Source organism: Microvirga sp. KLBC 81 (genome assembly GCF_003075415.1).
Taxonomy (GTDB): Bacteria; Pseudomonadota; Alphaproteobacteria; order Rhizobiales; family Beijerinckiaceae; genus Microvirga.
The window spans coordinates 34,781-57,859 of sequence record NZ_QDAH01000030.1 but is presented as its reverse complement, the minus strand read 5'-3'; the positions used below and the strand labels follow the sequence as shown (position 1 = coordinate 57,859).

The window sequence follows — 23,079 nt, the reverse complement described above, 5'->3', positions numbered from 1 at the left end:
TATCCAGTATAGCTGGATTTTCTGAATTATCCCGCCGGATAGTTAACGGGACGGGTCGGTTTCCTCAAGAAACGGCTGGAAATGGTGCCATGCAGCTCGCTGCCCATGCTTTAATTACTTAACGGAATAACAAGGTTCGACTGTAGAACAACGCTGCTTTTTAGCCTCAGAAAATAATCCCGAATCCGATATTCCCTATCGTTACCTGTATATACAGGGAGCTGTCAGCGGAGCTGGCTGTCTTAAGATGTTCCTAACGATGTAACATTCGCCTGAATTCCCTTTGGGCTCAGGCGCCTGTCAGGTGGAAGTAAGGGGAACGTCACCATGAACAAGCCCGTTTTCGACAAGATCAGCGGCAAGGCAGTCGATGTCGGCAGCGTGCTCGACGAAACGCTCCCGGGCGATATCGAGCGGGCAGAGGCTGCGACACCAGCCCTCGACTTTCTGAAGGACGAGCTGGACGGACGGCGGTCCATCGTAACGGCTGCTGGGTTGGCGTCTCCCGAGCCAATCCCTGCTCTCGACCTGAAGGACGAACTGGATGGGCAGCGGTCTGTTGCGGCGAATGCCGTCGCGTCTCCTGAACCAATCCCGGCTCCCGATGCGCCTGCCGAGATCAAGGCTTCTCCGTCCTCCGTCGAGGAGCAGTCGAAGATCGTCGTGGCGGAAGCGGCGCCTGAGGTGACCTCCGCTTCGTCGACCAGGACTTTTTCGTCTGCCGGTGAAACCAGCCCCTCGACCTCGTCGCTGACATCGGGCGACGGCTCAGAAGCCTCGGCCTCCGGAGACTTCGGGACGCTCGGGAAGAGACCTGTTCCCGGGGCGGATCAAGGCGACAACCTCATTGATTATAGGGACAATCTGCCCCCCTCGGGGGACACCTGGCTGTTCCACGGCTATGATGGCAACGACACCATCGTCGGGTCGGCGCGGAACGACGAGATTTACGGTGACGCGGACAACGACGTAATCACCGGATGGGCGGGCCTCGATACGCTTAATGGCGGCAGCGGGATCAACACCCTCGACTATAGTCAGGAGACTGGAGATCGCGGCGTTCTGCTTGCGTATGGGATATCTACGTCAGTCCTTCTGGGCCCGAACAAAGTTCAAGTCCTCGGTAATACTGCCCATGATACTTGGGGTGAAACCGATAGGCTTGGATATGGTACCGACAACTACTTTAATATTATTCTTGGGTCTCATTATTCGGATCATTTTGCTATAGACGCCTTTGCCGGCAGGACTGAGTACGATCTCGACTTCGGTCACGGCAACGATACGCTTTGGGGCAGCGGGGACGGGACTTTCACCGTCAGTGGTGGCACGGGCGCTGACCACCTAGGGGGCGGCGACGGAAATGATATCCTGTACGGGACTAGTGCCTCTCAATCCTATGACTTCGCGAACGATACCCTGAAGGGAAACGGTGGGGATGACACCCTGTACGGAGGAGATCTAGATGACATCTTGGTCGGCGGTGCAGGTAACGATAGATTGATCGCCGGTCATGTTCGCTACGATATGGACTCGACCTTTGGAGGGCAACCTAGGGGCAACTGGCTCATCAATCTCCAGGCGGGCACTGGCACGTTAGGCGCTGAGGTCGACACGCTGATCAACGTCACCCGCGTGACGACCGGGGCGGGGAATGACACGCTCTATGGCAGCGGGGGTAGCGATTATCTCGGCGGCGGAGACGGCAACAACCTGTTCCACGGATCAGACGGATGGGACACGATTGTCGGATCGAGCGCGGACGGATTGGCCGACTGGCTCACTTATCAATCTCTGGGCGTGCGCGTCGTCGTCGACATGACGTCGGGGCTGACCTCGAAGAACGGCATCCAGGACAGCTTCAGCGGGATCACCAATGTCGAGGGAACGAATTTCAACGATGTGATTTCCGGGGACGGTGCCACCAACAGGCTCGTGGGCGGTAAGGGGGGCGACGAGATCCACGGCGGCGGCGGCGTTGACGATCTCTTCGGCGGGGAAGGAAACGACATTCTTCTCGGCGAAGAAGGCTCCGACTACATGGAGGGCGGCGCGGGCGACGACGTGTACTGGATCGACGGTGGCGACACCATCGTCGAGGCCGAAGGCGGCGGCAACGACACGGTGATGGTCTGGGGTTCCTATAGCATCGCGAACATCGCGAATGTGGAGCATGTGACCGCTCTCGGTTCGAACTTGGCCGAACTGACCGGCAACAGCCTGAACAACCGCATCATCGGCAACGACGGCGACAACACGCTCACAGGCGGCGCCGGCGCTGACACCATGATCGGCGGCAAGGGCAACGACGTCTATTACGTCGACGACCGGAACGATGACACGCGAGAGTACAACGGCGGAGCCGAAGGCCTGGATGCGGCCTACATATCGGTGCAGTACTACGACGCGAAAAAGCTGGCCAACATCGAGAATGTGTATCTCGCCGAGGGGATCGTTCTCAACTACAGCGCCGAGGCGCCGGTGGTCATCGGCGGGCCACTCGCCGTCAACGACATGCAGGCTTTGGACAACGTCGCCGAAGTCCGCTCGACCGACGACGGGATCGGCGGACCGCTCAATTACGAGATCGTGAGCAACCCGGCCGGTGCGTTCTACGTGACTACGGAAGTCGATCAGAACGGGGTGACTTACGGCCGGATCGGCATGGTCGACGGAATTCTCTACAGGCATGTCGTCGATGGCGAAGACGGTTTCGTGGTGGAATGGGACAGCAACGGCAACGAGCACAAATACGCCGAGATCCAGGTCCGGGCCGTCGAATCCGATACCGTCATCGGGAGCGGCGCGTCCGAGAAGATCTCGACCATTCGCGTCGAGATCGTCGACGTCAACTACGCTCCGTGGGCGCCTACATTCCACGGTGGGACGATCACGACAAACGTGCGAGAGGATGCGTCGTCCTTCATCGCCGGGCTGACGGCGTACGATCCTGACGACGATTTCGTGTCGACCTTCGTATTCGATCCGGACCATGGTGACGCAGCGAGCGCGAACGGGCTGTTCACAATAGACGGTCCTTCTATCAAAGTCGCGGCGGGGCGGAAGCTCGATTACGAAGGGCAGAAATACCACACGATCTGGGTCCGTGCGCAGGACCGGTGGAGTGGCGCACTGGGTGAGGCACGCGAGCTGAGAATCAACGTTACGGACGCGAACGACCCTCCCATCCTCCAGGTGATGCGAGATGGGGAGATCAGGGATACGCTTGAGGAGGGCAGCTACGTCGCGGAGCTGATCGCAAACGATCAGGATGGCGACAGCGTCTCATTCACCTTTGCGAATGGGACGCGGTTCAGTGACGACGACGCATTCCAGATCATCAACAACAAGATCTTCGTCTTCAATCGTGATGCGCTCCAGGTCGGCCCTGGCGGCGAGGAGCGTGAGTATCAGATCACCCTCTCCGACACCCGTGGGGGCACGTCTACGCCCACCATCACGATCAAAATCAATGACGATGCGGTCCCGTCGAATATTCTGCTGGACAACGGCACCACCGACACGGCGGCCGAGAGCCTGCGCGTGGACGACGTGGTGGGCAATCTCTCTGCCACCGATGAGGACCCCTCGACGCTGACCTACACCTTCGTCGACGGCTTCGACGGCGCCGGTCACTTCGTGATCGACAACACCACCAAGCAGATCAGGCTGGCGACGGCGCTCAACTTCGAGGACCCGATCACCACGACGCCGGGGGCTGGCCTCGAGCGGGAAATCGACGGCAGGAAGTTCTACCGCCTGAAGGTGGTGGCCACCGACGACGTGAACCAGTCCTCGTCCGAGCAGGAGATCAAGGTCTACGTCACCGACGTGAACGAGGCGCCGGATGTGGCCACGTCCAACGCGACGGTAACGATCGACGAGACCGCCGAGAACGGCGACGTGCTGGCCACCTTCACGGTGGCGGATCCGGATACGAACGAGCAGTTGGTGTACGAGCTCTCGGGCGTGCCGGCCGCCATGGCGGGTGCCTTCGAGGTCGATACGGTCAACAAGCGGATCGTGGTGGCCGACAGCAGCAAGCTGGCGGTGACGCAGAACACGACCTTCGCGCTCACCCTGACGGTGAAGGACAAGAACGGTGGTGCCGACCATCTGTTCGACACCCAGGGGTTCACCGTCACAATCCTCGACGGCCAGAGCAACCAGGCTCCGACGAATGTTCTGCTGGACAACGGCACCACCGACTCGGTGGCGGAGAGCCTGCAGGTGGGCGATGTGGTGGGCACCCTGTCGGCCACGGACGAAATCCCGGCGACGCTGACCTATGCCTTCGTCACCGGCTTCGACGGCGCCGGTCACTTCAGGATCGAGGGCAACCAGATCAAGGTGGCGAGCGGCCTCAACTTCGAGGACGCGATCACCACCACGCCGGGGGCGGGCCTCGAGGAGGATGCGACCGGCAGGTTCTACCGCCTCAAGGTGGTGGCCACCGACAGCGCCAACCCGGCTCTGTCCTCGGCCGAGCAGGAGATCAAGGTCTACGTCACGGACGTGAACGAGGCGCTGACAAACGCGTGGTTCAACGTCGTTCCCTCGGTCGTCGAGAACGCCCAGCCTGGGACGAGTGTCGCGACTGTCACGATGGTGGAGGATCCGGATCTTCCCGGGCCGAACGAGAGCTTCGTCTACACGCTCGTTCGTTCTCTCAACGACCCGACCGAGTATACCGGGCCATTCTCGATTGATCCGAACACCGGACAGATCACCGTCTCCGGCACGCTACCGGATGTGGAGGATCCGACGCCGATGCAGCTTTTCGTGAAGATCACGGATCATGCCGGGACGGGCTACAGCATCGTTGAGGCGGTGAACTTCACGATCAATCCCGTCAACCCGAACAACACCGCGCCGACGCTCACCGCGCCGGACGCGACCTTCACGATCGCGGACAACGAGAACACGAATCTCGTGGCCCCCTTCGGCGGCATCACCATCGCCGATCCCGATCCCCTGGACACGATCACCGTCACGATCATGGCGATCGGAGATTACGGCGGAACGTTCGTGGACTACCGCGGTGACGAGCATACCGGTGGCACTTACACTGTCAGCGGAACGCTGACGGAAGTGCTCGGGCGCGTCCGCGCCCTGAAGTTCAACCCGACGGACCGACCCGACGCGCAGGACGGCAGCATCGATTCGACAGTGTTCCGGATCGAGGTCAGTGACGGGCAGGGCGGATCGGTCAGCGAACTGCCGAACATCTGGGTGCACTCGGTTCACAACACGAGCAATGCTGCGCCTGACGTCAGCGTCAGAACGAACGGTCAAATCGAATGGACGACGCCGGACAATCTGGCCGTCTCGGCCTTCCAGGACCTCGTCTTCACGGATCAGGATACCGATCCTGTCACCGGTCAGGTGACCGTCACGATCAATTACGATGCTGGCATGGGCACCCTCGAGAACTTCATCAACGGCGTGAACTACGTCTATGATGAGATCGAGGGTACCTATACAGTCACAGGCACGCTGGAACAGGTGAACGCCGCCGTCACGGCGCTCCAGTTCAGGCCCTTCAACAGGCCCAGCGGTTCGGCTTCCGTGACCACGGAGTTCAACGTCCGGATCATCGACCAAGGGAACTTGGACGACCGGATCACCGTCAAGGTCCACAGCACGAGCAATGACGCGCCCACGAATGTTCTGCTGGACAACGCCACCACGGACACGGTGGCCGAGAGCCTGCAGGTGGGCGATGTGGTGGGCACGCTGTCGGCCACGGACGAGAGCCCGGCGACGCTGACCTATGCCTTCGTCACCGGCTTCGACGGCGCCGGTCACTTCGAGATCGACAACACCACCAAGCAGATCAAGGTGAAGACTGGCCTCAACTATGAGGACGCGATCACCACCACGCCGGGCGCGGGCCTCGAGCAGGACGCAACCGGCAAGTTCTACCGCCTGAAGGTGGTGGCCACCGACAGCGCCAACCCGGCTCTGTCCTCGCCCGAGCAGGAGATCAAGGTCTACGTCACAAACGTGGACGAGGCGCCGACCAATATCACTCTAACTCAGCAGCCCCAAGAGATCCCTGAGGATACGGGCGCAGGCTTGTTCGTCGGTACGCTGACCGCCGTCGATCCCGATGGCGATCCCATTACCGGCTACAGCCTTGTCGATCAGAACGTCCCGTTCGAGATCCGGCAATCCGGCTCGGACTGGTACCTGGTGGTCTCCGGCCCGCTCGATTACGAGACTCATTACGATGAGGAAACCGGCAAGAGCTACTATGAAGTTCAGGTGACTGCGACCGCGGGCGGCCTGACCTCTGCGCCGGAGACCGTCAAGGTCTACATCAGCGACGTGGGCCCGCCGGAGAACACAGCTCCGGTCATCACGCTCGCTCCCGATGGCGAGGTGAACTGGACGGTGGGTGACGACACCTTGATCGATCCGTTCCAGGACCTGAGCTTCTCCGACGCCGAGGATGGCGGGAACGACAACGATCCGAACACCTATATTGAGGTCCAGATCTTCTTTGAAGTGGGCCAGGGTAACTTCGAGAACCTGCCGGATATAGCCAATTTCCCGGGAGCGACCCTGACTTACACGACAGGAGATGGCCAACTCTTCGTGCGGGGCACGGCCGACCAGGTGACGGCGATCGTCCAGAACCTGCATTTCCACACCAGGTCGCGTCCCGAAGAGCCCGACGGCGTGTCGGAGAGGACCAACTTCCAAGTGTTGGTGCTCGACACCGACAACGCGATGGCCATTCGCGAGGTCAGCGTGAATTCCGTGACCGGCAACCAGGCTCCAGTGAACGTTGAGCTGGATAACGCCACCACGGACACGGTGGCCGAGAGCCTGCAGGTGGGCGATGTGGTGGGCACCCTGTCCGCCGCGGACGAGAGCCCGGCGACGCTGACCTACGCCTTCGTCACCGGCTTCGACGGCGCCGGTCACTTCAGGATCGAGGGCAACCAGATCAAGGTGGCGACCAGCCTCAACTTCGAGGACGCGATCACCACCACGCCGGGCGCGGGCCTCGAGGAGGATGCGACCGGCCGGTTCTACCGCCTGAAGGTGATCGCCACCGACAGCGCCAACCCGGCTCTGTCCTCGGCCGAGCAGGAGATCAAGGTCTACGTCACGGATGTGAACGAGGCGCCGGTTCTGGAGACGACCGACGATACGGTATCGATCGGCGAGTACACCCAGAACGGCGACGTGCTGGCCACCTTCACGGTGACGGATCAGGACGCGAACGAGCTCTTCGTGTACGAGATCTCCGGCGTGCCGCCCGCCATGGAGGGCGCCTTCGCGGTCGATGTGGTCAACAAGCGGATCGTGGTGGCCGACAAGAGCAAGCTGACAGTCACGCAGAACGAGACCTTCACGCTCACTCTGACGGTGAAGGACCGGAACGGCGGCACCGACCATCTGGTTGATACGCTGAACTACACCGTCACCGTCCTCGACGGTCAGGGTACAGGCAACGACCCGCTCGGCATCACCTTGGCGCCGAACTTCGTGGCCGAGAACTTGGCAGACCGCGTCGTCGGCACCCTCGCGACCATCGATCCGGATGCGGACGATACCTTCACCTACGAGATCGTGGGCGATGGGGCCGGCGGCCGCTTCCGGATCGCCAGCGACACCAACGGCGATGTCGTCCTGAAGACAGTCGGAGGCCTCGACTGGGAGAGCACCGATCCGCTGCTGAAGACGGACTTCTTCGGCAAGTACTACGAGGTGACGGTCCGTACGACGGACTCTTACAACCGCTCGCTGACGAAGACCCTCAATGTCTACGTCACCGACACGGTGGACGATCCGTCGAACGCTGCGCCGGTGATTGGCGGAGCCGAGACCGATCTCTCGGTTCCAACGGAGGACAATGGCGTCGTCTCGCCCTTCGGCAACGTGACCTTCTCGGATACGGACAGCGACACCATCACGGTGACGATCGCCCTCGACTCGGCCAACGAAGGTTTCTTCGAGGGCTACGAAATCGGCACCTACGATGAGTTGACCGGTGTCTACAAGGTCTCGGGGTCGATCGCGGATGTTCAGAATGCGGTGCGGAATCTGCAATTCCACGCCGTGGACCGTTCGGAGGATCCCGATGGGACGCAGGTGACCACGAACTTCAGCATCACCGTGAGCGACGGCAACTCCTCGGCGCGCAACACTCGCATCAGCGTGGTGTCCACGGCTGTCGGCGATAGCGGGGGCGGGGACGATGCCCCGACGGTTAGCGGCCTGCCGAGCACGGCGATCAATGCCGACGCCAACAATGGCACGGTGGCGCCGTTCGGCTCGGTGGTGATTGACAACGATGCCGGCCAAGAGACCACGGCGATGATCACATTCCAGGACAACCTGGGTTCGCTCAGCGGCACAGGTCTGACCCTGGTGGGTGTGGACGGCGGCATCGCCACCTACACGGTGACGGGCACAGATGCGGCGGATCTGCAGACGAAGCTGCAGGCTCTGAGCTTCAACCCGCGTGACTTGGCGGCAGGGGCGTCCGAGGACATCGCCTTCAACCTGACGGTGACGGACGAGGCCTATCCCACGGCGGGCGCGGGCCAGACCGGCACGGTGACCGTGCACTCGGCGGCTGAGAACACTCCGCCGACAAACCCTCAGTTCTCGGATCTGGTTGTTCTCGAGAACATGGCGCGCGGCAGCATCATTGGTCAGTTCAGTGCTACTGATACCGATGGACTAACCTGGACCTTGGTGAACGACGCGGAAGGACGGGTGGAGCTGACGGCGGGTGGGATTCTGCTCGTCAAAGACCAGACGAAGATCGACAGTGAACTCGGTGATGGGACCTTCAATGTCGTCGTAGAAGCATCCGATGGAACAAACACGCCAGTGCAGTTCAGCGTCACCCTGACCATTCTCAATGTTGCGAGGGAGACGGTGAGTGGTCTCACGACCGAAGTCCCAGGGATCAGTATCGACGATTTCCTCAGGGGCGGGGCCGGCGACGATACGCTCAATGGTCGGATTGGCAATGATACTCTGAGCGGCGGGGCTGGTGCTGACCGCCTGAATGGCGGCACTGGGGACGATGCCTTCCGGTTCGATGCTGCGATAACGACCCGCAACGTGGATACGATCGTCCAGTTCGATTTGAGAGACCCGAGCAACCCCGCCGTGCAGGGTGACCGGTTCGAGCTGCTTGGAACACGTTTCGCCGGCATTCAGGCCCAGCACATGGAGAACGGAATCCTGAAAGCCAGCGCCTTCCATGCGGGTACTGTGGCTACGGCAGGGGCTGAGCACCGGATCATCTACGACCAGACGACTGGCGAGATCTGGTACGACCGAGACGGCGGCGGGGTTGGTGTTGCAGCTAACCTGATCGCCAAGATTGGCAGCACCACCAAGCCAGTTCTCACGGCCGACTACTTCCACATCATCTAAGCGAAAAATCTAGGAAGGCGGGCTTTACTGGCCCGCCTTTCAATATATTATAACCTTACATATAGCTGCGTTTCTCCGTCCCGATGGCGGGCAACGAGACCACAATCACCTCAGCAAGGGGCTCTTCCATGGCCGTCCAACTCACACTTCTCGATATTCCGGAAAACGACGCCTACAATGGTGTCCTTTCCGATGGTAACAGAACCATCACCCTTGATGAGAATATTGCTAATCAGACCAAAATCGCCCGCATCGACGGTATCGATGCAACCCCCCCTTCTGGAAGCTTTAAAGTCCAAATGGTCGAGGACTGGGGCGGGCGCTTTAGCGTCATTAATGAAGGTGGCGTTTGGTATCTCGTTGCCCTCGGTGGCCCTGCTAACTTCGATTATGAAGATCCGGACTTTGCTGGTGAGTTTCCTCAGGTCACCTTTTGGCTGCGGGACTCGCAAGATACACGTACCGGCCCAGAGGGCGTTTACCACCAACTGAACGTCAACGTCTATCTGAGAGACGTTGTCAATGAGACGGCGCCGGCGCCGGTGGTTCAGTTCCAGGCGGGCACGACGAACATCGCGCAGGATGAAGGCACGTCGGCGACGGTGGGCGACTGGACGACGTACACCTACACGCTGGTGCGCGACAGCGCGGCGAACGGGGACACCACCGTTGCCTGGTCGATTGCCGGGACGGGAATCGACGCGAACGACTTCGAGGTCCTGAGCGGCACGGCGACGTTCACGGGTGGCGCCCTGACCACGCAGCTTGTGGTGCGGGTGCGCAAGGACTCCACCTTCGAGCAGAACGAGAACTTCACGATCACGCTGAACGCGACGGGCAGCACTAACGCCCAGATCGGGACGAGCAACACGGCGACGGGCACGATCCGCAACGACGATACCAACGCGGCTCCGACGGTGGCGGCGCCGACGGCGGCGGGCTCGGGCACGCTCGTGGGCGGCAACGTCGAGGTCAACGAGAATGCCGGCGCGGTTCAGATCTTCGACGTGAACGCCACGGACACGGACGGCACGATCACCGGCTACGCGCTCTCGGGCACGTACCCGGCCGGGGCGTTCACGGTTGACGCGAACGGCACGGTGTCGGTGAACACGGCGGCGCTGGGCAACATCACCCAGGACACGACCTACACCGTGCGGGTGACGGCGACCGACAACCAGGGCGGCACGGGCTTCCGCGACGTCAACGTGGTGGTCAAGAACAACGTGCCCAACCAGAACCCGACGGTGGCGGCGCCGACGGCGGCGGGCTCGGGCACGCTCGTGGGCGGCAACGTCGAGGTCAACGAGAATGCCGGCGCGGTTCAGATCTTCGACGTGAACGCCACGGACACGGACGGCACGATCACCGGCTACGCGCTCTCGGGCACGTACCCGGCCGGGGCGTTCACGGTTGACGCGAACGGCACGGTGTCGGTGAACACGGCGGCGCTGGGCAACATCACCCAGGACACGACCTACACCGTGCGGGTGACGGCGACCGACAACCAGGGCGGCACGGGCTTCCGCGACGTCAACGTGGTGGTCAAGAACAACGTCGCCAACGTGGCGCCGGTGATCACGGTCGAAGGGGGAGGATCGACGACCAATGCCACAGATATTGGACCGAGCGTCTCGCCCTTCACGAAGGTGACCCTTGGGGACGATCAGCCGAACGGCAACTTCGAGCTCGAGATCTCCTTCGATGAGGATGACGGCGTGCTCGAGTTCGGAACTACGGTTCTGACGAACTTCGAGGATGATCTCGGAACCAGAACGTATACCTGGACGGGAAGAACGATCGCACAACTGCAAGCCCTTCTCGCGGACTTGAAGTTCAATCCGTACAACCGGGCCGACTCTACTCTTCCTGATATCATAACCCAGTTCCGCATCTCGCTGAAGGAGCTGGACGGCGCCAACCCCAACCCCGCGGTGATCAATGATACGGTCAAAGTGATCACGGATGTCATCGGAGACCAGGCGCCTGAGGTGACCGTTACAGTCGGCGAGGGTGTGACCAAGGTCGTCGATACCGGGCCGGATTGCCGTCCTCTCAAGGGGCTGGATCTCCTTGATGCTGAATATGGGAATCTGACCCTGAAGGTGAAGTTCCTGAAGGACCACGGCGAGCTCATGCTTCCGGCAGGTCTCCAATGGGCCAGATCTGATTTCACGGACAACACCAGCGGTATCCACTACTGGATCTACACGTTCCGAGGGGAGCCCGCGGCCCTCGAGGTGATGATGGATGTGGTGAAGTTCGACGCGGCGCCGATCACCGACGCTCCGGGGACGATCCGCACCACCGACTTCGAGGTCGAGGTCACGGATGGAGCGGAGGGCCGCGTGCCTGTGGTCGAGCATGTTCAGGTGAAGGCGGTGGCCGGCAAGGCCGGGTTCACGACCTTCACCGCGCCGCGTGAGCTTGCCGCCAACGACACCAAGGTGGGCGATCTCACGCCGGGCGAACTGGGGGAGAACGGCAAGGCGTTCTCGTACCAGATCGTGCTCGCCGACGGCACGCTGGCGAACACCGACGGCCGCTTCAAGATCGGCGCCGACAAGAAGTCCATCTATGTGGCCAACGGCTTCGACCTGGACTACGAGCGGGCCAGGAGCCACACGCTCAAGCTCAAGGTCACGATCGCGGACGGCGATGACATTGATGCCAACAACCTGTCGTTCCTGCAGGATATCACCATCAATGTCGTGAACTGGACCTCGGAGAGAACGAGCGGTTCTGCTGCGAACGACTACTTTGTCGGCGGGACGGGTCGGGATACGCTCTCTGGCGGAGCCGGCAACGACAAGATCAACGGCGGCGCCGGCAGCGACACGCTGAAGGGCGATGCAGGACGGGATCTGTTCGTCTTCAACACGAGGTTGGGTGCGACCAATGTCGACAAGATCCTGAGGTTCTCCGTGAGGGACGACGGCTTCCAGCTCGACAACGCGATCTTCAAGAAGCTGGGAGCAGGCACGGCGGCGAGCCCGAAACAGCTGAAGAGCGATTTCTTCACCATCGGCGCCGCGGCGCAGGATACCAATGACTACATCATCTATAACAAGAGCACTGGCGCCCTGTACTATGATGCGGATGGCTCCGGTGCAGGGTTGGCGGTGAAGTTCGCCACTGTCTCGCCGAACCTGACGACCATGAGCGCCAGAGACTTCTTCGTCGTCTAAGGGACATGTTCGTCTAAACAGGCCTCGGCAGCACTGCTGCCGGGGCTTTTTACCGCGGCAGCAAGAATTGGCTTGCGACGAAATGGGTCAGTGCCGCGAGTTAGGTGCCCTGTATGAACGCACTCTCGACGAGACGCTGGGGCGAACATGTAGCGATCCGTCAGACAATGAAAAATCGCATGTCCCCTGCAGCCATGAAAGGTTCTCCAGGTCAGGAAATCAATTCAGCACCGCAGAACGGTCCGATCATCGACCAAACATGGCGCTCCGCCAAACTCGAAGAATTGGAGAACGCTCTCAACACCTTCGTGTCGCCCCAACGCCTCATCTCAACTTCACGAGAGACGCCTGCGGGTGGCATGTTCGGGTACCGAGGACAGATCGACCTCGGACTCTTCCGGGTTCATGTCGAAAGCGATGTTGAAATAAACCAGGCCCCTGAAGATGCCAATGATCGAATGGCCTTCGTCACGAGCCTGAGCAGGCCCAGCCAGCTCAAGATCCAAGGGGAGACGTTTTCTATCTCACAGCAACACGCAGTCATTTTCCCCTCCGGGCCGCAGCGGGTGATCGTGGTCCCGAAGGATGCAGAGCATCATGTTCTTATTACGAGTCGGCACAAGATCATGGAATGCTGTGCCAAGCTACTTGGTTATGATATTCCAGGCTTCCTTGATTTCGATGTCGGCGTCGATCTCGATACTTCTACAGGGCACAGCTGGCTCAGGCTGCTGGAGTACGTGGAGGCAGAGCTCTCCGATCCGGGGGCCCTCATCAGGCAATCCCCGATCGCGTGGCGGCAATTCGAGCAGTCGCTACTCACCGGCTTCCTCCTTTCCCACCGCCACACGTACACGAATGCGCTTTTGCGTCCGCAATCCGCAGTAGCACCATTTTATGTCAAGCGGGCGGAAGCTTACATCGAGGCGCATTTTTCCGAGCCCTTGTCTCTTGCCGACATTGCCGCCCATGCGAGGGTGAGCGCGAGGAGCCTGCAGAACGGCTTCCAGAGCTTTCGCGGCATGACGCCGATGGCGTTTCTCCGGTCGGTGCGGCTGCAGCACGTGCATCGGGCCTTGCTCGCTGCGGATCCAGCGGCGGCCACGGTGACGGAGATCGCGCTTGCCTGCGGCTTTGGTCACATGGGCGAGTTCGGCACCCTCTACAAGCGCACCTTCGGCGAGACGCCGAAGCAGACCTTGGCGAAAGCGGTTTATCGCTGAAGCCCCTGAGTAAAGCGGGTGTCCGCCGTGTTCTGCATCGGCAAGGGCCGAAGTAGCGGCACTCAGAACGGGTAAGGGCGCTGGGCAAGTGAAGGGTAGCGCATCGTGCGGAAACGTGGATCCGGTTCTCCGCGCAAAACGATGCACTTCTCCAGAGAATGAGCATCGGGAGATCCCAAAGGTGCAAGTCCACTTTTGGGTCCGAGGCTCTAGCGTCAGCGGGTCGATTGTCGGGAGCGACGCACCGCTCTTATCTTGCAGACCTCTTTCGCCTCTCACCATTCGAAAGCCGTTCGGATCTGAAAACCCTCGAAACGCTAGGTTTTCTGCGCAATTTCGACAAGTCGTGCGCTTTTCGATTTCCCCAAAGGAAGAGCAATGCCAATTTTTTCGTGACCTCTAGGAATGCCGTTCCGCTTTGCCGAGCTGAACTGGGCGAGACCAGTATACGCCCTTAGGAAAAAAGACGATGTCCAACGAACAGAACAGCATGAGCCGACCAAAAATGCCATTCTCTGGCTTCATTGCTTACTGGAGGCTCGTGCTATCCTTGCTCAAACTTAGAAATACTCCCCCTCATACCGTTCGCTTCCACCTCATCCGCGGTCGTATTCTGCTCAGTCTCGGCCTATACGAACAGGCAATCAGCGATTTCCGCAGCGCCTTGCGGCTGAACTGGCGACACGATGAGGCGGCCTTCTGGCTTAACGAGGCGAGGCGCGCCCTTCCCCGCGCTGGCGAGACAGGGTCATTTACGTAGAATTTGGGAACGAGAAGAGAGGTGAGAGCCGAAATTCTCCATCCACGAGATTGACGTGGCTCATCGTGTAGCTCGATTGATCGGAGGCCAGACAGACATCGAGCGCCGCCATATCCTCCGGCGTTCCGTGATATCCAATCGGCGGGCTTCCTTTGAATTGACCCTGCACCGACCACGTCGAAGTCCTCTCTTGTCGGATGCGGCCGTTTTTGTGGACGCGATCGCCCGGGAAGATGAAGCGGATAAAATTGTCGACATCGTTCTCAATGGCCTGAGAAAGCGCTTCGGATAGGGGAATATCTTGCTTCTTCTCTGCGACGCTTCGTGAGAGGGTTCTGACCACACGAGGAAGCCGCGGATATGAGCGCGAGATGCAAGATGTCCGGCAGCCCTGAAGTGAGCATCCGTAGGGCTCAGGACGACGAGCCGCCGACCTGACGGCGCAGGGAGCTCCGATCCGCGATACGTCCGCGCATGTAGGCCTGGGGGCTGCACCCCATCTCGGTCCGGAACGCGTACACGAAGGCCGAGGTCGAGCCGTAGCCGAGCTCCAGGGCCGTGCGGGTCACGTCCAGGCCGCCGCCCAGCAGCTCGATTGCCTTGAACAGCCGCAGGCGCCGCCGCCAGGAGCGCAGGCTCAGGCCTACCTCCGCCTCGAAGCGGCGGGCCAAGGTCCGTTCCGACATCCCGAGCTCCCGGCCCCACGCCTCCGACCCGCGCGGGTCGGCCGGGTCCGCGTAGAGCGCCTCGCACAAAGCCGTTAGGGAGGATCCCCCGCGCGGCCACGGGAGCGCGCCCGGGAGGGGCCGGGCGCGCCGGAGCTGGTCGAGGATCAGGTCGGTCACCCGGCCGGCATAGCCGTCACGCTCCGCCTCGCCCTCGATCGCGGTGGCCTCGACGATGAGCGCCTTGAGCAGCGGCGTGACGGCGAACACGGTCGGGCTCCCTGGCAGGCCACGGCCGGCCTCGGCGGCGATCCAGAGGCTGCGGAACTCGGCCCCGAGCAGGGATCCGACCCGGTGGCGCAGGCCGGTCGGCAGCCAGACCGCCTGCTCCGGTGAGATCACGAAGGAGCGCCCCTCCACCGCCACCGTCAGCACGCCGGAGATCGCGTACACCATCTGGTTCCAGCCGTGGGCGTGCTCCGGGAAGGAGTGGCGCGCCGGGATCGTCTGGGCACGCACGGTCATCGGTTGCGGCGGGCCTAAGCCGGGTGGTGCCTCAATCGTCTCCCAGGTCATGCTCGGCCTCCAGTTTGGCGGTTATTCTACATCATCTGGCAGGCTGTCAAAATACGGACAGGCGGCGATCGCGTATAAACGGCTCGGACACGCGCGGATGCCCGCCGATCCCAGAACGAGGACCTGCCATGACCCGCTTCGATAGCCGCGGCCTGCCCCTCTCGACGCCGTCCGACCGCGCGGCCGACCGCTACCGGCACGGGGTTGACCTGCTCCTCTCGGCCTGGCCGGGTGCCGCGGAGGTCCTGGACGAGGCCATCGCGGCCGACCCGGACTTCGCTCTCGCCCATGCGGCGCGCGCCCGTCTGCACGCCATCCGGGCCGAGCTGGCCAAGGCCCGGGCGCGGATCGCTGCGGCGGAGGAGATCGTCGCCCGGCGCGGGACCGAGCGCGAGCGCAGCCATGTGGAGATCCTGTCGCTGGCCATCAACGGCCACTCGGCCAAGGCGCTGGAGCGGGCGCTCGCGCATGCCGACATCTGGCCGCGCGACGTCCTGATCCTGTCGCTGCCGCTCGGCGCCTTCGGGCTCTTCGCCTTCTCCGGGATGGCCGACCACGACCAGGCGCGGGTGGACCTGTGCGAGCGCCACGCCCGCCATTTCGATGCCGACGATTGGTGGTTCCTCACCTACCGGGGCTGGGCCCATGCCGAGAACGGCAACGTCGCGCTCGGGCGGGCGCTGACGCAGCGCGGCTATGACCTGCGCAGAAACAACGCCAATGCGGCGCACGCGCTCTCGCACGCCATGTACGAGGGCGGCGCGCACGATGAAGCCGAGAAGCTAATCGCGGACTGGCTGCCGGGCTACGACCGTGCCGGCATCCTCCACAGCCACATCGCCTGGCACTCCGCGCTCGGTGCGCTGGAGCGCGGCGATCCGGAGCAGGCCCTGGCCATCTACGCCGATTACATCCAGCCGTCGGTCACGGCCGGGATGCCGGTCAACGTGGTCAGCGACACCGCCTCGTTCCTGTGGCGGCTGAAGGCCTACGGCCACACCGTGCCGGCCGGGCTGTGGGAGGACGCCGCAGCCTATTCCGGGGGATACTTCCAGAAGGCGGGTTTTGCCTTCGCCGATGTGCACATGGCTCTCCTCGCGGCAGCGACCGGTGACAAGGCCGCGGTCGAGGAGCGTGTGAAGGCCCAGATGGAGCTGATCGAGGCCGGCGCTCTCGCCGCAGGACCCGTGGTGCCGGCGCTCTGCCGCGCCGCCTTGGCCTTCGCGGAGGAGGATTACGCGGGCTGTGTGCGCCTCCTGGAGCCGGTCGCGGCCGAGGTCGTGCGCATCGGCGGCAGCGGCGCCCAGCGCGAGATGATCGAGGACATGCTGCTCTTGGCCCTAATGCGCAGCGGCGAGGCCGTGAAGGCGCGTGCGCTGCTCGACCGCCGCCTGCACCGTCGCCCGTCGCCGCGCGACACCCGCTGGCACGGCCTGCTCGCCGCCTGAGGAACCCCATGTCACAGGTGAACGCCAATGCCGTAGCCGGGGTCGGGCCCGCGGTCCGGTCCGGCGATGCCGCTGTTTGGAGGCTTGCGATCGCGCAGGCGCTCGGAGGGGCCAACTCGGCGGTGGTGTACGCCACCGGGGCCATCGTCGGCAACATGCTCGCGCCCAGCCAGGCGCTGGCGACGCTGCCGATCTCCATCTTCGTGGTGGGCATGGCGGCCTGCACCCTGCCGGCTGGGGGCATCGCCCGGCGCCATGGCCGCCGCGCCGCGTTCCTGATGGGAACGGGGTCTGGCGTGCTTGTAGGCCTCCTGGCCAGCCTTGCGGTCGTGCTGGGTTCGTTCTGGCTGTTCTGCGCGGCGATGTTCTTCGGCGGGGCCTACGCCGCCGTGGTCCTGTCGTTCCGCTTCGCCGCTGCCGATTGCGTCCCGCCGGAGCGCCGCCCGCGGGCGCTGTCCACCGTCATGGCGGGTGGGGTGTTCGCCGGGGTCATCGGTCCGCAGCTTGTCACCTACACCATGGACCTATGGCAGCCCTACCTGTTCGCGGCGACGTTCTTGGCGCAGGCCGCGGTTGCGGCCGTGTCCGCTCTCGTCCTGCTCGGCGTCCGAGTTCCGATGCCCACAGCCGCGGAAGTGGCGGGCGGCCGTCCGCTCAGCGCCATTGTGCGCCAGCCCCGCTTCATCACCGCCGTAATCTGCGGGGTCGTGTCCTACACGCTCATGAACTTCATCATGACGGCCGCTCCCTTGGCGATGCGCCTGTGCGGCCTGTCGCAGGAATCGTCCAATCTGGGCCTGCAATGGCACATCATCGCCATGTACGGCCCAGGCTTCTTCACCGGGCGATTGATCACGCGCTTCGGCGCGCCCCGCGTGGTGGCCGCCGGATTGGCCCTGACGGCCGTCTCCGCCGCGATCGGGTTGACGGGGGTGGACGTGGCGCATTTCTGGCTGACCCTGATCCTGCTCGGCGTCGGCTGGAACTTCGGCTTCGTGGGCGCTTCGGCGCTCGTGCTGGAATGCCACCGCCCCGAGGAGCGGACGCGGGTGCAGTCGCTCAACGACTTCCTGGTGTTCGGCACGATGGCCGTGGGCTCGTTCTCGTCCGGGAGCCTGCTGACAACCTACGGATGGGACACGGTCCTGTGGGTGTCGTTCTTCCCCCTCGCGGTGGCGGTTGCGGCTCTTGCCCCCACGGCGTCATCCCGCCCCGGCCGAGCGATCGGATGAGATGCACAAGGCACCAAGCCACGATCGTCCGCTTGGGCAGGGATAGCCAGTACCTGACGGGAAAGGTTCATGTTCATGCTTCACGGGAAGACAGCGCTCATCACCGGCGGATCGAGCGGTATCGGCCTCGCGACTGCGCGGCTGCTGCAAGACAACGGTGCCAGGGTTGCCATCACCGGAACCAACCCGGAGAAACTTGAGAGCGCTCGCGCCGAACTGGGCGACGCTGCCCTTGCCATACGCGCCGACGTGACCTCGCGGGAGGACCTCCGCCGCATGCAACAGGAGCTGAAGGAGGCCTTCGGCTCACTCGATATCCTGTTCGCCAACGCCGGCGTCGCCTTCGGCACGCCCATCGAGAGCACCGACGAGGCGATGTACGACCGGTTGATGGACGTCAATGTGGAGGGCGTCTTCTTCTCCGTGCAGGCCGCGCTGCCTCTGATGCCATCGGGCTCCTCGATCATCCTCAACACCTCCTGGCTCAACCAGGTGGGAGCGCCCGGGCGCTCGCTCCTTTCGGCATCGAAGGCGGCAGTCCGCTCCTTCGCGCGGACCCTGTCCGCCGAACTCCTGGAGCGGAGGATCCGGGTGAACGCGGTCAGTCCCGGCTCGATCGAGACACCGATCCACCGTGGGAAGAACCAGACGGACGAGGAGTTCCGCGCCTACGCTACCAGGGTCGGTGCGCAGGTTCCGCTCGGACGGATGGGCCGGCCGGAGGAGATCGCCGCGGCGGTGCTGTTCCTGGCCAGCGAGAGCTCGAGCTACATGCTGGGGACCGAGATCGTCGTCGACGGCGGACGCGCGGAACTCTAGGCCATGGTGCCGAACGATCAGCTCTCAATTCGATCAAAGGACGTGCAAGTGAACAGCCCTGTGACAGCCTTCAATCGTCGTGGTCCCGGTAGAGCCGAGAAGGGCTTCGATTTCGACGAGGTGATCGATCGACGCTCCTCCAATTCGGTAAAGTGGGCCTTTTCCGGCAAACTGCTGACGCCGGAGGAGTGCGCCGCCGATCCACTGCCGATGTGGGTCGCCGACATGGACTTCAAGGCTCCCCAACCCGTCCTCGATGCCCTCATGGATGCCGTCCAGCACGGCATCCTCGGCTATCCCGGCGGCGCATCGAAATCCTATGTCGATGCCGTCATCCACTGGCAGGCCAAGCGCTTCGGCTGGGATGTCTCGCCGGAATGGCTCCTGCAAACCCCGGGTGTCGTCACGGCATTGAAGACGATCATCCAGGCCTTTTCTCAGCCTGGTGACACGATCCTGATCCAGCCACCCGTCTACGCCCATTTCCATGATGATCCGGTTCTGAACGGCCGGCGTCTGGCCTATGCCCCGCTCGTCCTTTCGGATGACGGATACCGGTTCGACGAGCACGTCTTCGAAGCCGCCATTCGCGACAACACGAAGATCTTCATTCTATGCAGTCCTCACAATCCCACCGGGAACGTCTGGTCCGAGGAGGACCTCCGGACGATGGGCGAGATCTGCGCGCGTCGCGGCGTGCTGGTCGTCGCGGACGAGATCCATGAGGACTTCGTCCTGAACCCGCGGAAGCGGCATGTTCCGTTTGCGTCGTTGGGCGAAGCGTTCGCACACAACAGCATCACGTGCACGGCGCCGAGCAAGACCTTCAACCTTGCCGGCCTCCAGACGGCGAACGTCATCGTGCCCAACAAGCGGCTCCGTGAGGAACTGCGCCGCCAGCTCGAGAGAAATGGCTCCGGTCAGGTGAATGTCCTCGGGATGGTCGCGGCGGAGGCCGCCTATACCCATGGGGAGTCCTGGCTTGATGCCATGCTGGATTATGTCCGCGCCAATCGTGACCACTTCGCGAGCGCAATCAACAATGCCACGGCGAGGATCAGGGTCCTTTCATCGGATTCCCTCTATTTGTCCTGGATGGACTGCCGGGGGCTTGGCCTGACGGCACCTGAGCTCAGGACGTTCATGCTCACCAGGGCCGGGGTGTGGCTCGATCCTGGCTCCAAATTCGGTGTTGAGGGCGAAGGCTTCATGCGGGTCAATCTCGGCTGCCCCAGAGCGACGGTCGATGAAGCGATCATCCGCATCACGAGTGCCGTCACCTCCCATTCGTGAATGATGGAGAGGTGCCGGTCGTTTCGATCATCTCGCTTATCCTGAGGAGGGACGATCCATGATGCTCACGCGCCGCTCTTTCCTGGCCGGCGCCGCCCTGGCTGGAGGCACCGCCTTTGCTGCCTCATCCTCGTGGCGGGGGGCGGCTGCCGAGCCGCGGGAACTGCGGATTCCCGAGCTGATCGATGCCCGCAGCCAGGGTCAGTCGATATCGCTCAAGGCGCAAGCCGGCCGCACCTCTTTCTTCCCAGGGCGGGAGAGCCGGACGCTTGGCTACAACGGGAGCTATCTTGGCCCGACGCTGCGCGTCCACCGCGGCGACGACGTGGAGATCGCCGTCACGAACGCGCTCGGCGAGGAGACCAGCGTCCATTGGCATGGCCTGCTCATCCCTGGGGAACTCGATGGCGGCCCTCACCAGATGATCCGCCCGGGCGCCACATGGCGGCCGGTGCTCCCGATCCGCCAACCCGCGGCGACCCTCTGGTATCACTCGCACGTGCATGGCCGCACGGCGGAGCAGGTCTATGCCGGCCTCGCAGGCCTCCTGCTCGTCACCGATGATGACGAGAAGGCCCTCGGACTGCCGTCGGAATACGGCGTCGATGACCTGCCCCTGGTCCTGCAGGACCGGCAGTTCGAGAGTGGACGGCTCATTCTTCCCGAGGGAATGATGACGCTCATGCACGGACGGCGGGGTGACACCCTGCTGGTCAACGGAACCGCCAATCCGGTGACCCGCGTGCCGCGCCGGCTGGTTCGGCTCCGGCTGGTGATCGGCTCGAACGCCCGGATCTATGATCTCGCGTTCGGGGACAATCGGTCGTTCCACTGGATCGCTTCGGAGGGCGGCCTTCTTGAGAGGCCGATCGAGCTGCGGTCCCTGAGCCTTGCGCCGGGCGAGCGGGCCGAGATCCTCGTCGATTTCGCGGATGGCCGACCCGTGGTGCTTGAGACGGGGCCGGATACCAATGCTCCCATGATGATGGGCATGCTGGCCCGTGCCTCGGACCTCATTGGCCATGGATGGGAGCCCGTCCTCAGGTTCGAGCCTCAGGGTGGGGCGGCGACCGGAGCGAGGGTGCCGGAGCGTCTCGTGGCGCATGAGCGTCTGGACGCGTCGCGCGCCGTTGGCCGGCGGCGCTTCGCCATGACGATGGGCATGGGCGGAATGATGAGGGGCATGATGGGTGGCGGCATGGGCATGCACGGCATCAACGGCCGCGCGTACGACATGGAGCGGATCGACGAAGAGGTCAGGCTTGGGGACGTGGAGATCTGGGAGGTCTCGGGCGAGATGATGGCCCACCCGTTCCACATCCACGGCGTCCATTTCGAGGTGCTCAGTCGCAACGGTGCGCCCCCGGGCCCTCGCGATCAGGGCCTCAGGGACACGGTTGTGGCGCAGGAGCCGGTCGAGCTTCTTGTGCGGTTTACGCAGCCTGCGGTGGCAGCGCCCTTCATGTATCACTGCCACATCCTCGAACACGAGGACAACGGGATGATGGGGCAGTTCGTCGTCCGTTAATGTTTGCCCCGCCCCCCGTGTGTCGTCAGTTCTGCTTCCTAACGCCGGATCGTTGCGGTCATTTCGCATGTCCTGAAGCGGAACGATCCGTGATGTCTCACGCATCGTCCGTATGGAGCCATTGCACTGACCTCGCATGGATCCCCTCGGCTAATTCGTGACCTCGCGAACAGCATCCACAACAAGTTTGCCGCCGATTGCACCGAAGGCACATCCGAAGAGGATCTCGATGCCCCGTGCGAACCGGGCATAGGCGCGCTTGGCCAGTCCACTCGAGAACAGCACGCTGTAGATACCGTAGACCAGCACCGCCGAGGCAAAGCCGATGGGGGCGAAGCCGAGTACCTGGGAGGTGGACAGGCCCGATCCATACAGGAAGGTCGCGACCGCACTCCACAGCAGGGCGGATTTCGGGTTGGTGAGATTGACCAGCAAGCCGCGACTCCAAGCGCCGAGGGACGTCCAATCAGCGTAATGGGCCTGGATGCGTGGGTCGCCCCCACGCCAGGCCGCCGTCAGGGACTTCACCGCAAGGAAACAGAGATAGCTACCTCCAAGGAACTTCATGACAGTCAGGAGTGATGGATAGAGCTTCAGGATCGTCGCCAATCCGAATGCCGCCACGGTGCCCCAGATGAAGATCGCCGTCGCGATACCGAGCGTCAGGAAGAAGGCCGACCGGCGTCCCTGGCCAAGGGCCACCCCTGCGACGGCCATCAGGTTCGGTCCCGGGGTGATCTGCCCGAGCGCCACGGCCGCGAGCGTCATGAGGTATGCTTGAAGCATGGCTTTCCTTCCGAAGGGTGCATGGCACGGACGCCGTTGTCGCCTCGATATCCCAACGTCGGCATCGCCGGTACTATTTCCCGCAGGCGGTGCGACGGCCCTTGGTGCCCCGGTGGGATCAGGAAGCGGGCAGGCTAGGCCCTGCCCGCAATC

The 23,079-nt window shown here is 62.8% G+C and carries 11 protein-coding genes; 9 read left to right on the top strand and 2 right to left on the bottom strand.

What is annotated here, in order from left to right; translation table 11 throughout:
* Positions 1–327 precede the first annotated feature (327 nt).
* The 4 genes from DC522_RS35420 to DC522_RS18150 all read left to right on the top strand — a co-directional run bounded on the left by DC522_RS35420 (position 328) and on the right by DC522_RS18150 (position 14,579).
* The gene (locus DC522_RS35420; RefSeq protein ID WP_116530083.1) at positions 328–9,408 is read left to right on the top strand and encodes a cadherin domain-containing protein; all 9,081 of its coding nucleotides are present in this window, start codon (positions 328–330) and stop codon (positions 9,406–9,408) included.
* Between the two features lie 128 nt (positions 9,409–9,536).
* Positions 9,537–12,596: a calcium-binding protein gene (locus tag DC522_RS18160; RefSeq protein WP_116530082.1), complete on the top strand. Its 3,060-nt coding sequence runs from the start codon at positions 9,537–9,539 to the stop codon at positions 12,594–12,596.
* A 179-nt stretch (positions 12,597–12,775) separates the two neighbouring features.
* Positions 12,776–13,819, top strand: a complete 1,044-nt coding sequence (locus DC522_RS18155) for an AraC family transcriptional regulator (RefSeq protein WP_245444281.1) — start codon at positions 12,776–12,778, stop codon at positions 13,817–13,819.
* A gap of 469 nt (positions 13,820–14,288) precedes the next feature.
* Entirely contained in the window at positions 14,289–14,579 is a 291-nt protein-coding gene (locus DC522_RS18150) for a M48 family metallopeptidase (protein WP_116530081.1), read from the top strand.
* Positions 14,580–14,992: 413 nt separating this feature from the next.
* On the opposite strand, the gene DC522_RS18145 is transcribed toward DC522_RS18150, so the two are convergent.
* On the bottom strand, positions 14,993–15,820 hold the full coding sequence (locus DC522_RS18145; protein WP_116530080.1) for a helix-turn-helix domain-containing protein: 828 nt from the start codon (positions 15,818–15,820) through the stop codon (positions 14,993–14,995).
* Between the two features lie 128 nt (positions 15,821–15,948).
* Here DC522_RS18145 and DC522_RS18140 point away from each other — a divergent pair, with 128 nt between their 5' ends.
* The 5 genes from DC522_RS18140 (at position 15,949) to DC522_RS18120 (ending at position 22,140) form a co-directional block, all read left to right on the top strand.
* A complete protein-coding gene (locus tag DC522_RS18140) occupies positions 15,949–17,268 on the top strand; it encodes a tetratricopeptide repeat protein (RefSeq protein ID WP_116530079.1) in 1,320 nt (439 codons plus the stop codon).
* Positions 17,269–17,276: 8 nt separating this feature from the next.
* Positions 17,277–18,500: an MFS transporter gene (locus DC522_RS18135; RefSeq protein ID WP_116530078.1), complete on the top strand. Its 1,224-nt coding sequence runs from the start codon at positions 17,277–17,279 to the stop codon at positions 18,498–18,500.
* Positions 18,501–18,575: 75 nt separating this feature from the next.
* On the top strand, positions 18,576–19,319 hold the full coding sequence (locus DC522_RS18130; protein ID WP_116530096.1) for an SDR family oxidoreductase: 744 nt from the start codon (positions 18,576–18,578) through the stop codon (positions 19,317–19,319).
* 48 nt (positions 19,320–19,367) lie between these two features.
* Positions 19,368–20,612, top strand: coding sequence for a MalY/PatB family protein (locus DC522_RS18125; RefSeq protein WP_245444279.1), 1,245 nt, complete (start codon positions 19,368–19,370; stop codon positions 20,610–20,612).
* A 58-nt stretch (positions 20,613–20,670) separates the two neighbouring features.
* Positions 20,671–22,140: a multicopper oxidase family protein gene (locus tag DC522_RS18120; RefSeq protein WP_205769673.1), complete on the top strand. Its 1,470-nt coding sequence runs from the start codon at positions 20,671–20,673 to the stop codon at positions 22,138–22,140.
* Between the two features lie 150 nt (positions 22,141–22,290).
* On the opposite strand, the gene DC522_RS18115 is transcribed toward DC522_RS18120, so the two are convergent.
* A complete protein-coding gene (locus DC522_RS18115) occupies positions 22,291–22,926 on the bottom strand; it encodes a LysE family translocator (protein WP_116530076.1) in 636 nt (211 codons plus the stop codon).
* Positions 22,927–23,079: the final 153 nt, after the last annotated feature.